Origin of the sequence: Dermabacter sp. HSID17554 (genome assembly GCF_003989295.1) — a bacterium.
GTDB lineage: Bacteria > Actinomycetota > Actinomycetes > Actinomycetales > Dermabacteraceae > Dermabacter > Dermabacter vaginalis.
The window spans coordinates 139,376-152,792 of record NZ_RBLW01000003.1; the positions used below are offsets into that span (position 1 = coordinate 139,376).

Consider the following 13,417-nt stretch of genomic DNA (forward strand, 5'->3'; position numbering starts at 1 on the left):
TCACATCGGTGCCCGGACCCTCATAGCTCAAAGGAGACACTATGATCACCCGCAGGAACCTCATCGCCACCGGCGCACTCGGCGCCGCCACCGTTGGCCTCGCCGCGTGCGGAAAATCGGGCGATTCCTCCTCCAACCCCACCGACAAAGCCGCCAACGACGGCAAGACCATCACCCTGTGGATCATGGAGGGCACGAACGCCAAGACCGATGAATACGTCAAGGCCCTCCAGGAGGAGTTCACCAACCACACGGGCGCCACGCTCAAGGTGGAAGTCCAGCCCTGGGATGGTGCTCACGACAAGTTCGTCACCGCCATGGCGGGCGGCACCGGCCCCGACGTCGCCGAGATCGGCACGACCTGGACACCCGAGTTCGCCGATGCCGGCGGCCTCGATGACCTCACCGAAGACGTGAAAAACGCCGGAATCGACTCCGACCTCGTCGACGCCCTCAAGGAAGCCGGCACGCTCGATGGCAAGCTGTACGGCATGCCGTGGTACGCGGGTATCCGCTCGATCCTCGCGAACAAGGACATCCTCGAAGCGGCGGGCGTGAATTCGCAACCGCAATCATGGGACGACCTCCTCGCCATGATCGAAACCCTCAAGGCAAAGAACCCCGACGTCATCCCATTCCCCGTCAACGGCGGATCCCCCTTCGCTCTCCTCCCCTTCATTTGGGGAGCAGGCGGCGACATCGCCGAAGGCTCCGGCAAAGACTGGAAGGCCACGATCAACGAAGCGCCAGCGGTCGAGGGCCTCACGTGGTACACCGATCTCGCCCTCAAGCATGGTGCCTCGACCGAAGCCGCCTCGACCTGGAAGGAAAACGATTCCCTCAAGCAGTTCCAGGAGGGCAAGGTCGCCATGTTCATCACCGGTTCGTGGGTGCCCGCGACCGTGAAGGCAAGCGACGAAGAACTGTTCAACAAACTCACGGCCTTCACCATCCCCGCCAAGGACTCGGCGATCGCCGCGAGCTTCGTGGGCGGTTCCCACCTGTGCCGGTTCCTCGACTCCGAGGAGCCCGAGCTCGCCTTCGAACTCATCAAGCTCATGACGACCGGCGAGTTCGCGACTCGGTGGAGCGAAGAGACGAACTTCTTCCCCGGCACGAAGTCAGCGCTCGACGACACCATCAAGAACGGCACCGACCTCACGAAGGTCTTTGCTTCGCAGATGACAGAAGCGGGGAAGTCGGTTCCCGTCACCCCGATGTGGGGCCAGATCGAGGGCAAGAAGACCCTCCCGAACCTGCTGAGCAACGTGCTTGCCGGTGGCCAGGCCCCGCAGGCTGCTGCTGATGCTGCCGCTAAGGAAATGGACGGAATCTTCGGCGCCTAAGCCATGTTTTCGTTCACCGACCATCGCTCGGGGCCCACTTTCTGAGGGCCGGGCCCCGAGCCTCCAGCTCACGTTCGAAAGCTTCCTCGATGACCACCTTGAACGACACTCACGAGAGTGCGCTGCCCCCGGCTGACACGAGCCGCTCGTCACGACTGTCGATGTGGGCGCGCCGGCACTTGCCGCCGTGGCTGCTCCTCGCGCCCGGGCTCCTCACGCTCGCGGTCCTGCTGATCTTCCCCCTGTTTCGTGTAGTCGACCTCTCGCTTCAGGACTACGGCCTGCGGAACCTGCTGAAGGGCACCACCAACTACGTGGGCTTCGCCAACTATTCGGCGATTCTCAGCGATCCGCATCTGTGGACAACCGTGCTTCCGAACACCGTCGGATTTGCGGCCGTGTGCGTGGTGCTCACGATGCTCGTGGGCGTCGCCGTTGCGCTTTTTCTCAATACGCTCTCGCTTACGTGGCGCAACATCTGCATCGGCGCGATCATGGTCGCGTGGGCCGTTCCCGCGCTTACCGGCACCTACGTGTTTGTGTGGCTGTTCGATCCCACGAGCGGCTTCGTCGCGAGTGTGCTCGATAGTCTCGGGCTGTTCACGCCGGGCAGCATGAACTGGTGGGATTCGCGCGTGGCGTTCTATTCAATCGCGGCGCTCAACGTCGTGTACCACGGCTTTCCCTTTATCGCCGTGACGACCCTCGCCGGGCTCCTCACAATCCCGGAGTCTCTTTATGAGGCCGCGAAGGTCGATGGCGCGAGTGCGTTCAAGCGCTTCACGAACGTCACCATCCCGATGATCCGGCCGATCCTCGCCGTGTGCATCATCTTGTCGACTATCTGGGATTTCAAGGTCTTCACACAGATCTATCTCATGCCCGGCGGCGATGGGTCGAACAGGCACATGATGAACCTCGGCGTGTGGTCCTACACCGAGTCGTTTGGGCAGGGAAAGTACGGCATGGGCTCTGCTATCGCGGTGCTTCTCACTCTTGTCCTTCTCGCGATCTCCGTGGTCTACATGCGTGCACTCATGAAGGAGGATGAACTGTGAGTACCTCTACCTCGAGCGTTACCCCGCCCGCAGAAAATAAGAAAAACCCGCTGCGCCCCGCAAACATCGCGAAGGCAATCGGCATCGTCGTTCTTCTTGTGTACGCCCTTTTCCCGTTCTACTGGATGCTCACGACCGCGGTCGATACACACGCCAACTCGCGCGGCGCGGGCATTCTTCCCACGAGCTTCACGCTCGACCACTTTAAAACCGTCCTGATCGACGCGAACTTCTTCGAATACATCAAGGTCTCGCTCATCGTCGCGGCCGGAACCGTGCTCCTTTCTGGCGCAATCGCGCTGTTCGCGGCGATTGGCGTCGCTCGCTACCGCTTCCGCCTTCGCACCGTCGTGCTCGTGCTCGTGCTCATGGTGCAGATGGTGCCGCTCGAGGCTCTCGTGATCCCGCTGTTCCTTCAGGCGCGCACCCTCAACATGCTCAACTCGCTCCTCGGCCTCGTGATCGTCTATCTCGCCTTCTCGCTTCCGTTCGCGATTTGGAACCTCAAGGGTTTCGTCGCCGCGGTCCCGAAGGAGCTCGAGGAAGCCGCCTACATCGATGGCGCCGGATGGTTCCGGATGTTCTTCTCGATTCTCCTGCCGCTCGTCGCCCCCGGTCTCGTCGCCACGAGCGTATTTGCGTTCATCACTGCGTGGAACGAGTTCATTTTTGCCCTCACGTTTATGACGGACTCGTCGAAGTACACGGTGGGCGTTGGTTTGCGGACGTTCTTCACGCAGAACACGGCCGATTGGGGGCCGATCATGGCCGCCTCGACCATCATCGCGCTTCCCGTTGTGATCTTCTTCGTCCTGGTCCAGCGCCAGCTTTCGTCGGGGCTCACGGCAGGCGCGGTCAAAGGTTAGAAGGTGACCATGTCCCAGTCTCGTTTTGATGCCGATGCTCTCGCACCGCTTCTCGCGTCTTTTCCCGGCACGGGCGTCCCTCCGTGGCTCGCGCAGGCGCTCGAAGCCGGACTCGGCGGTGTGTGTCTGTTCGGGTACAACACGCCGAATGCGCGCGAGGCCCAAAGGCTCATCGCCCAGGTGCGTGAGGCGAGTCGCACCGAGCCGGTCGTCACGATCGACGAGGAGGGCGGCGACGTCACTCGCCTCTATGCGGCGCGCGGCGGTACGTTCCCCGCAGCACGTGGTTTTGGGGACATCGACGATCCCGAGCTTTCGCGCGAGTACGGCGAGGCCATCGGGCGGGTTCTCGCCGCGATTGGCGTGAACATGAATTTCGCCCCCGTCGCAGATGTCAACACGAACCCTTCCAATCCCGTGATCGGTGCGCGCAGTTTCGGCACGTCGCCGGGGCGGGTCGCGCGGCATGCGCGGGCGGTCTGCGAAGGGCTTGCGCGCGCGGGGGTGCTCAGCTGTGCGAAACATTTTCCCGGCCACGGGGACACGGCGGTTGATTCGCACGTGGGTCTTCCGACGGTTGCCCTGTCGCGCGAGGATGTCCTTGGCCAGCATGTCGCGGCCTTCCGCGCGCTCGGCAGCGCGCCCGATGCCGTCATGACAGCCCACATACGTGTGCCGTCTCTCGGGGAGGGGCCCGCAACGATTGCCCCGTGGTCGTATGCTCTCGCTGCGCAAACCAATCCCGATGCGCTCGTCGTCACCGATGCTCTCGACATGGGGGCGATGACCACATCGGTGGGCTACGCGGAGGCGGCCGTGCGGGCGCTTGACGCGGGCGCGCACCTGCTGTGTCTTGGGACGTCGATCCGCCGCGATGGCGAAAACATGCTTGTCGAGGCCCACGACGCGATCGCTGAGGCTCTTCGTTCGGGGCAGCTAGATCGTGATGAGCTGCGCTCGCGCGCCGAGCGCGTGCGCACGGCACTTGCGGGCCGCGCGAGCGCGTCTGCGTGCACCGTGCAGGCGCTCGAGAGTGCGGAGGCTCATCTCGAGGCAGTTGGTAAGCGTGCCTCTCGACGTGCGGTGCGGTGGGCACGCGGATCGTCGCCTGTTGCGGGCCATGTATCGACCGCCGCCATCGTCGATGCGCGCTTCGCGCACGATTACGCGGCGGGTAAAGGGCGCACCTTCCTCGCGCCGGTACTCGAGCATCGAGGCATTCGCCTTCTGCCCGCAGACCCGCCGCCGGGCTACGAAAGCCCTCAGGTGACGTTCGTGCTCACGCGGCTTGGCTCGGCGAGTGACGCGGAAACCGCTCGTCTCGAGAAGGCCGCCGCTCACGCACACGAGTTAGGGTCGCGTCTGATCGTCCTTCACACGGGTGTTCCGGAAACGGCGCCGCTCGCCCACACTCTCTCATCGCCCGCCGCTGTTCTTCTCACTTACGGCGCGAGTCGGGGCGTCATGAGTGCCTCAGCCAATCTCGCTCTCGGAGAGGTCGTTCGATGAGGATCCTCGGTCTCATGACGGGTACGTCGGTTGATTCGGCGGATTTCGCCCTTGTCGATTTCTCCCGCGACGGCGACGTGCTTCGCGCGCGTCTCGTAAGTTCGGGCGAATACTCGTGGCCCGAAGCGCTTCGCGACCGTGTCCTCGAGGCTGTGACCAGCGCGAGTGTTCCCTCGCTCGCGGAGCTCACACTGCTCGATGCGCACGTCGGCGAGTTCCTCGCTGACGTCGTCACGCGCGTGCTCGACGATGCCCGCGACTTCGGGTCCGACACGCCACTCGATCTCGTCGTCTCGCCCGGGCAAACGCTCTTTCACAACGTCGAGGGCGGGCGCACCCTCGCGACCCTCGCCATCGGGGATGCCTCCCGAATCCACGCCGCCACCGGGATTGCGGCGCTGAGTACCGTTCGCAGTGCCGACATCGCCCGTGGCGGGACCGGCGCGCCACTCGCCCCTCTCCTCGACCAACTCCTGCTCGGCCCCGATGGCGGATGCGCGGTGAACATCGGCGGGATTGCCAATGCGACGCTGTGCACTCCGGCAGCCGTCGGAACCGCCGCTCCTACGCTCGTGCGCGCGGGTGACACGGGCCCCGGTAACGGGCTCATCGACGCGGCCGCCGCCCTTCGTACGGGAACGGCGTGCGATACGGATGGCGCCCTTGCCGCTGCCGGGCGCGTGCACGAAGGTCTTCTTTCAGCGCTGCTCGCCGACCCTTACTTCGCACTTCCCTTTCCAAAGTCCACGGGCCGGGAGTACTTTTCGCCGGCGTGGCTCGCCGCTCGCGCACGCGAGGCGGGCGTCGACCTGGACAGGCTCAGCACAGAGGATCTGCTCGCGACGCTCACGGAACTCACTGCCTGCACTCTCGCCGATGCGCTCAAGGCCGAAGTGGGGCACGAGCCTCGCACTCGTCTTCACGTGACCGGCGGTGGCGCCCACAACCCGACCCTCATGGGCCGCATCGAAGCGCTCCTACCTGCATGTACGGTGACGACGGGCCCGCTCGGCGGTCTCGACCCCGACATCAAGGAAGCGTTCCTCATGGCCCTGATCGGCTACTACTCTGCGCACGGCTTGCCCGGTGCGCTGATCGATGCCACGGGTGCCGCAGAGCCCGCTGTGCTCGGTCACCTCACCCCGCCGCACGCCCTGCGCACCGTCCCGATATCGACAACCACACCCCGCCAACTTCTCGTGGAGGATTCCCGTGACTGATTCACATGGCCCGCTCACGCCGCTTGTCCAAGTGCATTCGCCCACCGAGGAGCGCAATCCCCGCTCTCGCGATATCGACACGCTCGCATCCGCGCAAGTCGTCGAGCGCATCCTCGCGGAAGATGCCACGGTCGTCGCGGCCGTGCAAGCGCTGACGCACGAGATCGCGCGTTTGACCGACCTCTGCGTAGAAGCCCTCTCGAATGGGGGCCGCGTGCACTACGTGGGAGCAGGGACCTCGGGTCGTCTCGGTGTTCTCGATGCGGTCGAGCTCCTTCCCACCTACAACGCAGGCTCCGATATGTTCGTCGCGCATCTGGCCGGCGGCGACGGGGCAATGATGAAAGCTGTCGAGGGCGCCGAAGATAGCGAAGAGCTTGGCGCGAGTGTGGTTGCGGACCACGCGGGCGCGCACGACGTCATCGTGGGGCTTGCCGCGAGTGGCCGAACCCCGTACGTGAAGGGCGCGCTTGCGGCTGCCCGCGAGCGCGGACTCGCCACGGCGCTCGTGAGCGCCAACCCGAATGCACCGCTCGCCGCGCTTGCCGATGTCCCGCTTCTCGTGAACACCGGCCCCGAGGTCGTCACCGGGTCGACCCGGATGAAAGCCGCGACCGCGCAAAAGGTGCTCCTCAACGCCCTGTCGACGTCGGTGATGGTGCGTCTCGGCAAGACGTTCGAGAATCTCATGATTGACGTGCGGGCCACTAACGAGAAGCTCGTCGCTCGTACCGTGAGGATCGTGCGTGAGGCAACCGGCGTGAGCGAAGAGGAGGCGCGTGCGGCACTCGAGGCAACGGGCCACAATCTGCGTGCCGCTCTTGTCCTCGTGCTTGCCGGTGCTCCGCTCGAGCAGGCCCCGGAGGCCCTCGAGACCCTCGCGCAGTTCCCGCCTTCTGCGAAACGTCCGGGAGATGCCTCGGGAATCCGTTCCGCGAGCGAAGCTCTGCGCGCCCGCGTGGACTCTCCGACGGTTGCCGAAGGACAGTAGGCTCCCACCATGACAAGCGAAGGCTCCCAGCGCCCACCGGCACGCGTCCTCGATGCTCTCGAGGATGCCGCGACGAGCGAGTCGCGTACGCTTGCCCGCGCGAGCCGCTACCTTCTGGATCATCCCGATGAGGCCCTCACCCAGCCGATCGCCGAGATTGCCGCGGCCTCTCGCACGTCACCGGCGAGCATCGTGCGACTTGCCACGAGTCTCGGCTTCAGCGGCTTTAGGGAGCTGAGGGCTGCGTTCCGTGAAGACCTGGCGTTTTCGCGCGGGCGGGCGACGACGATTGCGGGGGGCGATGAGCATGCCGCGAGCGCGCTTGCTGCCGATATCGACCCGCAGGATTCACTCGAAGCCGTCGTCAAGAAAGTGGCGTTTGCCGATTCGCGCGCGGTTGCCGATACCGCCGATGCCGTGAGCATCAGCGAACTCGAGCGTGCGCGGACGCTGTGCACGAAAGCCCGCCAGGTGGTCACGTTCGGTGTGGGAGCCTCGGCGTTTGCGGCGATGGACCTCGAACAAAAGCTCGCCCGCATCGGTATGCGCGCCACGAGCTATGTGGATGCCCACCAGGCCCTGCCTGCGGCGTCGCTCATGGGCGACGGCGATGTCGCGGTCGGGATTTCGCACTCCGGCGAAACGCTGGACATTCTCGATTCTCTTGCGATTGCGCAGGATGCGGGGGCGGCGACGATCGCGATGACGAATGCACCGTCGAGCGAGATCGCTCGCCTTGCGGATATCACTCTGCTGACCCACGCCCACGAGTCGGAGCTGCGCTCAGGGGCGACGGCTTCAAGGATTGCGCAGCTCACCGTCGTAGATTTCCTCTTTGTCGCCATTGCGCAAACGCGCATGGACGAGGCTCACGAGGCGCTCGCGCGCACCTATTCCGCGGTTTCGGCGAGGAGGCGGTAACCCCCACCACCGGCGCTTCATCCCTTCCACTTTCAGGGTGGAGAATACTGCAGGTCAGGGCCCGCATTCGGCGCTTAACGTCGTTTCTCCACCGTCACGAGCATCTCAACGAGGAGACCTTTATGACTCATCTTTCACGCCGTTCATTCGTGACGCTCTCCGGCGCCGCCAGCGCGGGCGCCTTCGCCGTTGCAATCGGTGCGGTCCCGGCCGTCGCATCGCCTTCCCCCCAGGGGCCGAGCGCTTCCGACGCAGCCGCGGCCCCACGCGTACGCGAGTTTCGCGCGATGTGGATCGCCTCCACCGACAATATCGACTACCCAAGCCGCACCGGCCTCAGCGTCGAGGACTCCAAAGCGGAATTCCTCGCCTGGCTTGATCTGGCGAAGGAACTCAACCTCAACGCGGTGATTTCGCAAATTCGCCCGGCTGCCGATGCTTTCTGGCCCTCGCCGTATGAACCGTGGTCGCAGTTCCTCACGGGCGAACAGGGCAAGGATCCGGGATTTGATCCCCTCGCATTCCAGATCGAGGAGGCCCACAAGCGCAACCTCGAATTCCACGCGTGGTACAACCCGTTCCGGGTGTCGATGACCGAATCCGTCGACCACCTCGTCCCCGACCATCCAGCGCTCGTGAACGAGGAGTGGGCATGGGCGTACGGCACGAAGACCTATTTCGATCCGGGCATCCCAGAGGTTCGCGAGCACTCGCTACGCGCGATCATGCACTCGGTCGAGCACTACGACATCGATGCGGTCCACTTCGACGACTACTTCTATCCGTACAAGGTTGAAGGCAAGGACTACCCGGACCAGGCGACCTATGAACGCTACTCGGATGGCACGTCCTCGCGTGATGACTGGCGCCGTGAGAACATCACGATCTTTATCCGCGAGATGCGAGAGAGGATCCGCTCGTGCAAGCCGTGGGTGAAGTTCGGTATCAGCCCGTTCGGCATTTGGCGCAACGACACGAGCGATCCCGCCGGTTCTGCCACGAGCGGGTCGGAGAGCTACGAGATCATTTGCGCGGATTCGCGCGCGTGGGTCAAGGATGGCCTCGTCGACTACATCAATCCTCAGATCTACTGGCCGATCGGGCTTGAGGTCGCCGACTACGCGGCGCTCGTTCCCTGGTGGAACGATGTCGTCGAAGGCACCGATGTCGCACTCTACATCGGCCAAGCGATGTACAAGCAGGCCTCGGGCGCAATCGAGGATCCGGAAGAGATGGCACGCCACCTCGACTTCAATCGCGACTACCCGCGTGTCGAGGGCGATGTGTACTTCTCGGCGAAGTCAGTGCGCGATGAGCGAGACGGTGCGATGGGCGAGGTCGTTCGCCGCCACTACGCCCATCCCGCGATCGTGCCTGTCATCGCTCACATGGGAGGAGCCGCGCCGCGCACGCCAAAAGGCCTCAAGGTGCGCTGCTCGCGCGGCAATGCCGTGGTCGAGTTCAATCGCCACCCCCATTCTGAGGCGACGAGTTTCGCGATCTACCGGGTCTCGGGTGCGCGATTCGATCTCGCTGAACTCGCAGATGGCCGCAACCTTCTCGCGTGTGTGCGCGCCGATGCGCAAGTCGTGCGCCAGAGCGTTCATGTTGAGGGGGTCGCGGGCGGTGAGTGGATCGTCGTGACGGCACTCGACCGCCTGTGGAATGAATCCGCGCCGTCAAAGGCCACTCGCGCGCGCTGACCGGGGCATCTATGCATCTGGATGAGGGTGCAGAAAACGGGCACATCGCGTCGTTTTCTGCACCCTCACCGTTTGGGGCGTGCGACGCTGGGCGCGACTCGTGACTAGAGGTGAACGCGCACCTCGGCCCCGTCGCGGTACGCCGAAAACATCATGGGCGAGTTATGAGCGATGACCATTTCCCCGGTGGGCAGCACTGCGATGAGGCCCCCGCTCGAGCCCTTCTCGGTGAGGGTCTCCTCGATAGTGGCCGCAACGGCGGTGGGAAGGTCGCAGGCCGCATACCTCATGCGCGCGGCAACGTCGTAGGCCACAACGCCGCGGAGGAAGGCCTCGCCCTCCCCCGTGCATGACAGTGCCGCGAGTCCATCGCGCGCGTACGTGCCCGCCCCGATCACGGGGGTGTCCCCGATCCGACCGACATCCTGCGCGCTGATTCCTCCGGTCGAGGTTGCGGCGGCGAGGTGCCCCTTCGCATCAAGGGCCACAGCTCCGACGGTGCCATGCCTCGGGCCGCTCTCATTCTTGTCAAGCAACCTTCGCAACTGAGCGAGGCGTCGCTCGGTCACAAACCACGCGCGGTCCGCAACCTCGAGGTCCCAGTCACGCACAAGGTCGGCGGGCGGATCGACGATCATCACGTGGTCGGTGCGTTCCATGACGGCGCGCGCCGCACGCACCGGGCTCTTGGCATGCCGACTCGCAAGAACTGCGCCGGCGAGGCCGCTAACCCCGTCCATGACCGAGGCGTCGAGTTCGGCGCGCCCGTCTTTCGCGAGCGCCGCGCCTCGCCCGGCATTGAACAGCGGGTTCTCCTCGAGCGATTGCACGGCAGCGCAGCACCCCTCGAGGGCGCTTCCGCCGCCCGACAGTACCGCTTCACCGGCCGCGTGTGCCTCGCGCAGGCCACTCGCGTAGTCGGCCTGTTCACCGAGCTCAAGGATGCGACCGCCGGCACCGCCGTGAATCGCGAGCGCCCACGGCTCGGCGCTCGCCCGGTGGATCGTAAGGGTGGCTGGTGGCTGGACGTTCTCCTCGCCGGCTGCGCGCGCGGCAGACACGCTCGTGTTCATCGTCGCTCCTCCTCGAAACACCTACGGGTGGTGGTACTCCATCGTGTAATGCGCGATCCCGGCCTCGTAGAACTCGTCGCTCACGGTCACGTAACCGAGCGATTCGTACCAATCTTTGAGGTAGGACTGCCCATGGATCACGATCTTCTGGGTGCTCTCGCGCTCCTTACACAGGTCGATCGCCGCGGCCATGAGATCGCCGCCATAGCCGCCACGGCGGGCACTCTTGGCGCACGCGAGGCGACCGATTCTCATGCATCCCTCACCGGGAAACACGCGGATCGTCCCGATCACATCGCCGTCTTTTTCCCACCACACGGTGATGGTGGAATCCTCGCGGTCGAGCCCGTCGAGTTCTTGTTCGCTCGATACCCCCTGCTCAATGATGAACACGTCCTGGCGGAGCATGCACAGCGAGTACACGATCTCGGGATCCATGAAGCTGAGGTGCGACGCCTTGAGGGTGGAACCGTCGGGCCTTTCGGCGAGCACGCGCAGGTCAAACTTGGGGTGTGGGGTCATCTCATTCACCCTCCCGAGTGTAGGCCCAGCTCGCCGCGCTATTCACGTCCGTCCAGCCTGCTTTACGCACGCGGCGCTTTTGGCAGCGGGGACACCAGTAGAGCGCGCGCCCGGCAAGGTCGGCATCGCGAATGTTCGCTTCGCACACGCGGCACGGGAAACCCTGGCGGTGATACACGTAAAACGACTCCTCGCGCGGAACACTCGCGGGGTCATCATCTCCGTTTTGGTACACGGGAACCGTGCGTTCGTTGAGCTCGCGGTGAATCTTCCGATGCTCGGGCTGAGTCGTGACTATGCGGCCCGTGCGCTCGCCGTACCCCATGAGAGGCACGAGATCCTCCCACAGCGCCTCAATCAGCGGTGTTGTGAGTTCGTTGCCGGGCACGTAAGGGTCGAGCCGCGCACGAAACAGCAGTTCGGCGCGGTAGATGTTGCCGATGCCCGCGCATACGCGCTGGTCCATGAGGAGCTGACCGATGCTTTGGCGTGATTTCTTAATGCGCCGCACAAACTCACGCGGATCGGCGTCCGAGCGCAGCGGGTCAGGCCCGAGACGTTCGAGCACCGCTTCCCGCTCAGCCTCGTCGATCACGCGGCACTGGTTGGGACCGGTCAGGTCAGCAAGCCCCTCTGCTCCGCGAATGCGGAGTCTGACGTTAGCCCCGGGCACAATCGAAGCCCAGGAACCGTCGGACGCCACCTCAAGCCCCTTGCGGGGCGCACCGATCGCGCGCACCTGATGGAAACGCTCACTGCCCGCGAATGTCCACGAGCCGTACAGCCCCAAGTGAATATGGATGAATCGAAGCGGTTCGGTGTCCTCGTGCGGAGCGAAGCCCATGAAGAGGTGCTTGCCCGCCGCCTCGGCTCGCGCCATGACCCAGCCGTCGAGTTCCGCGGCTCCAGCCTCAAACCGGCCCTGCGGCGACGAAAGCCGCACCCGGGTATTTCCGAATGCGGCGTTCATCGCACGTGCGAGCCGGTGAATCGTATGCCCCTCGGGCATCGCTCACCGCCCTTTCGTTAGCGCTCCTGGTACGTGCCAGTCTTCTCGTATTCGGCGATCTTGCCGATGCGGCGCACGTGGCGCTCGTCGCCCGAGAAGGGCTCGTTGACAAACGTCTCGATGAGAGCGATGAGCTCCTCCTCGCTGTGCTGGCGGGCGCCAACGGCAATCACATTCGCGTCGTTGTGCTCACGCGCGAGCTTGGCTGTCGCCTCGTTCCACACGAGTGCCGCACGCACGCCCTGAACCTTGTTCGCGGCGATCTGCTCCCCGTTTCCGGAGCCACCGATCACGATTCCAAGGCTTCCGGGATCCGCGACGACCGCCTCACCGCAGTCCGAACAAAACGGCGGGTAGTCATCAAGCGGATCGACCACGAACGCGCCGTGGTCGATCACCTCGTGCCCTTTCTCCTCAAAGACGGTGATGAGCCGGTTCTTGAGGTCGAAGCCGGCGTGGTCAGTGGCGATATGCAAGCGCATGAGCGGCCCTTTCTTGTGTGATCAATTGAGGCGTTGAGGGCATCAGGAGAAGTCGAGGCCGCCGGTGCGAGCGCGCTTGAGTTCCGCGAAGCCACGCACGCTCGCCATCGACGCAAGGCCATCGAGAAGCGCACCGGCTTCCTCACCGCGCGGCGCACGGGTGAGCACGGGGCCGAAATAGGCGGTTCCCGAGCCGAAGGAGATCACCGGCGTACCAACATCGTTGCCTACCAGGCGCTCGACTTTTGCCTGCTCCTCACGCAACTCAGCCTCGTAGGTGCGTCCTTCCCAGTGCTCGAGATACGAGGCATCGATTCCGGCTTCCTCAAGGGACTCGCGCGCCACCTCAAGGAAGTCGTCGCGGCGGTCCTGGACGTGGAAACGTTCGCCCCAAGCGGTGTACAGCTTCGAGAACGCCTCTTGGCCGAGTTCGCGCTGCACAGCCATGAACAGGTGGGCGGGGTCCATAGTCTTGTCGATCGCCGCCCGATAGTCGGGGTCGAGCTCGCGCCCCTCGTTCAGTACGTACAGCGACATGATCGAGAAGCGTGGCGTGAACTCGGGCCGTGCCTGCACGGCGTTGAGAAGCCAGCGGCTCGTGACCCACGCGAACGGGCACGTGGGGTCGATGTAAAGAAGAACGTCGCGATTCGTGGTGCTCACGTGGCACTCCTTTCGTGGCGAATCAATTCCGGCCCATTGTGTCAGACGCCACCG

13 protein-coding genes are annotated in these 13,417 nt (G+C 64.5%); 8 read left to right on the forward strand and 5 right to left on the reverse strand.

Annotated elements, in window-relative coordinates:
• Positions 1-41 precede the first annotated feature (41 nt).
• The 8 genes from D8M36_RS06280 (at position 42) to D8M36_RS06315 (ending at position 9,614) form a co-directional block, all read left to right on the forward strand.
• Complete coding sequence (locus D8M36_RS06280) at positions 42-1,346, forward strand: sugar ABC transporter substrate-binding protein (RefSeq protein WP_126847627.1); 1,305 nt, start codon at positions 42-44, stop codon at positions 1,344-1,346.
• 89 nt (positions 1,347-1,435) lie between these two features.
• Entirely contained in the window at positions 1,436-2,404 is a 969-nt protein-coding gene (locus D8M36_RS06285; protein WP_126847629.1) for a carbohydrate ABC transporter permease, read from the forward strand.
• A 50-nt stretch (positions 2,405-2,454) separates the two neighbouring features.
• The gene (locus D8M36_RS06290; RefSeq protein WP_126848014.1) at positions 2,455-3,270 is read left to right on the forward strand and encodes a carbohydrate ABC transporter permease; all 816 of its coding nucleotides are present in this window, start codon (positions 2,455-2,457) and stop codon (positions 3,268-3,270) included.
• Between the two features lie 9 nt (positions 3,271-3,279).
• Positions 3,280-4,779 (forward strand): glycoside hydrolase family 3 N-terminal domain-containing protein, encoded by a 1,500-nt coding sequence (locus D8M36_RS06295; protein ID WP_126847631.1) that lies wholly within the window; start codon positions 3,280-3,282, stop codon positions 4,777-4,779.
• Positions 4,776-5,999, forward strand: coding sequence for an anhydro-N-acetylmuramic acid kinase (locus tag D8M36_RS06300; RefSeq protein ID WP_126847633.1), 1,224 nt, complete (start codon positions 4,776-4,778; stop codon positions 5,997-5,999). Before D8M36_RS06295 ends, D8M36_RS06300 begins: the two co-directional genes overlap by 4 nt.
• Positions 5,992-6,990, forward strand: coding sequence for an N-acetylmuramic acid 6-phosphate etherase (gene murQ / locus D8M36_RS06305; RefSeq protein ID WP_126847635.1), 999 nt, complete (start codon positions 5,992-5,994; stop codon positions 6,988-6,990). Before D8M36_RS06300 ends, murQ begins: the two co-directional genes overlap by 8 nt.
• Before the next feature lie 9 nt (positions 6,991-6,999).
• Positions 7,000-7,911: a MurR/RpiR family transcriptional regulator gene (locus D8M36_RS06310; RefSeq protein ID WP_126847637.1), complete on the forward strand. Its 912-nt coding sequence runs from the start codon at positions 7,000-7,002 to the stop codon at positions 7,909-7,911.
• A 122-nt stretch (positions 7,912-8,033) separates the two neighbouring features.
• Positions 8,034-9,614, forward strand: coding sequence for a glycoside hydrolase family 10 protein (locus D8M36_RS06315; RefSeq protein WP_126847638.1), 1,581 nt, complete (start codon positions 8,034-8,036; stop codon positions 9,612-9,614).
• Between the two features lie 104 nt (positions 9,615-9,718).
• Here the strand turns inward: D8M36_RS06315 and D8M36_RS06320 are convergent, their stop codons facing one another.
• The 5 genes from D8M36_RS06320 to D8M36_RS06340 are packed head-to-tail and all read right to left on the reverse strand — an operon-like array spanning position 9,719 to position 13,363.
• Positions 9,719-10,687, reverse strand: a complete 969-nt coding sequence (locus D8M36_RS06320) for an isoaspartyl peptidase/L-asparaginase family protein (protein ID WP_126847640.1) — start codon at positions 10,685-10,687, stop codon at positions 9,719-9,721.
• A gap of 21 nt (positions 10,688-10,708) precedes the next feature.
• Positions 10,709-11,209, reverse strand: coding sequence for a GNAT family N-acetyltransferase (locus tag D8M36_RS06325; RefSeq protein ID WP_126847642.1), 501 nt, complete (start codon positions 11,207-11,209; stop codon positions 10,709-10,711).
• 1 nt (position 11,210) lies between these two features.
• The gene (locus D8M36_RS06330) at positions 11,211-12,218 is read right to left on the reverse strand and encodes an Fpg/Nei family DNA glycosylase (protein WP_126847644.1); all 1,008 of its coding nucleotides are present in this window, start codon (positions 12,216-12,218) and stop codon (positions 11,211-11,213) included.
• Between the two features lie 17 nt (positions 12,219-12,235).
• Complete coding sequence (locus D8M36_RS06335) at positions 12,236-12,700, reverse strand: ribose-5-phosphate isomerase (protein WP_126847647.1); 465 nt, start codon at positions 12,698-12,700, stop codon at positions 12,236-12,238.
• Positions 12,701-12,742: 42 nt separating this feature from the next.
• Positions 12,743-13,363, reverse strand: coding sequence for a mycothiol-dependent nitroreductase Rv2466c family protein (locus D8M36_RS06340; protein WP_126847649.1), 621 nt, complete (start codon positions 13,361-13,363; stop codon positions 12,743-12,745).
• Positions 13,364-13,417: the final 54 nt, after the last annotated feature.

Coding starts and splice junctions, on each gene's coding strand:
- D8M36_RS06280 (WP_126847627.1), top strand. CDS start 42: ATGATCACCCGCAGGAACCTCATCGCCACCGGCGCACTCGGCGCCGCC.
- D8M36_RS06285 (WP_126847629.1), top strand. CDS start 1,436: ATGACCACCTTGAACGACACTCACGAGAGTGCGCTGCCCCCGGCTGAC.
- D8M36_RS06295 (WP_126847631.1), top strand. CDS start 3,280: ATGTCCCAGTCTCGTTTTGATGCCGATGCTCTCGCACCGCTTCTCGCG.
- D8M36_RS06300 (WP_126847633.1), top strand. CDS start 4,776: ATGAGGATCCTCGGTCTCATGACGGGTACGTCGGTTGATTCGGCGGAT.
- D8M36_RS06310 (WP_126847637.1), top strand. CDS start 7,000: ATGACAAGCGAAGGCTCCCAGCGCCCACCGGCACGCGTCCTCGATGCT.
- D8M36_RS06315 (WP_126847638.1), top strand. CDS start 8,034: ATGACTCATCTTTCACGCCGTTCATTCGTGACGCTCTCCGGCGCCGCC.
- D8M36_RS06320 (WP_126847640.1), bottom strand. CDS start 10,687: ATGAACACGAGCGTGTCTGCCGCGCGCGCAGCCGGCGAGGAGAACGTC.
- D8M36_RS06325 (WP_126847642.1), bottom strand. CDS start 11,209: ATGACCCCACACCCCAAGTTTGACCTGCGCGTGCTCGCCGAAAGGCCC.
- D8M36_RS06330 (WP_126847644.1), bottom strand. CDS start 12,218: ATGCCCGAGGGGCATACGATTCACCGGCTCGCACGTGCGATGAACGCC.
- D8M36_RS06335 (WP_126847647.1), bottom strand. CDS start 12,700: ATGCGCTTGCATATCGCCACTGACCACGCCGGCTTCGACCTCAAGAAC.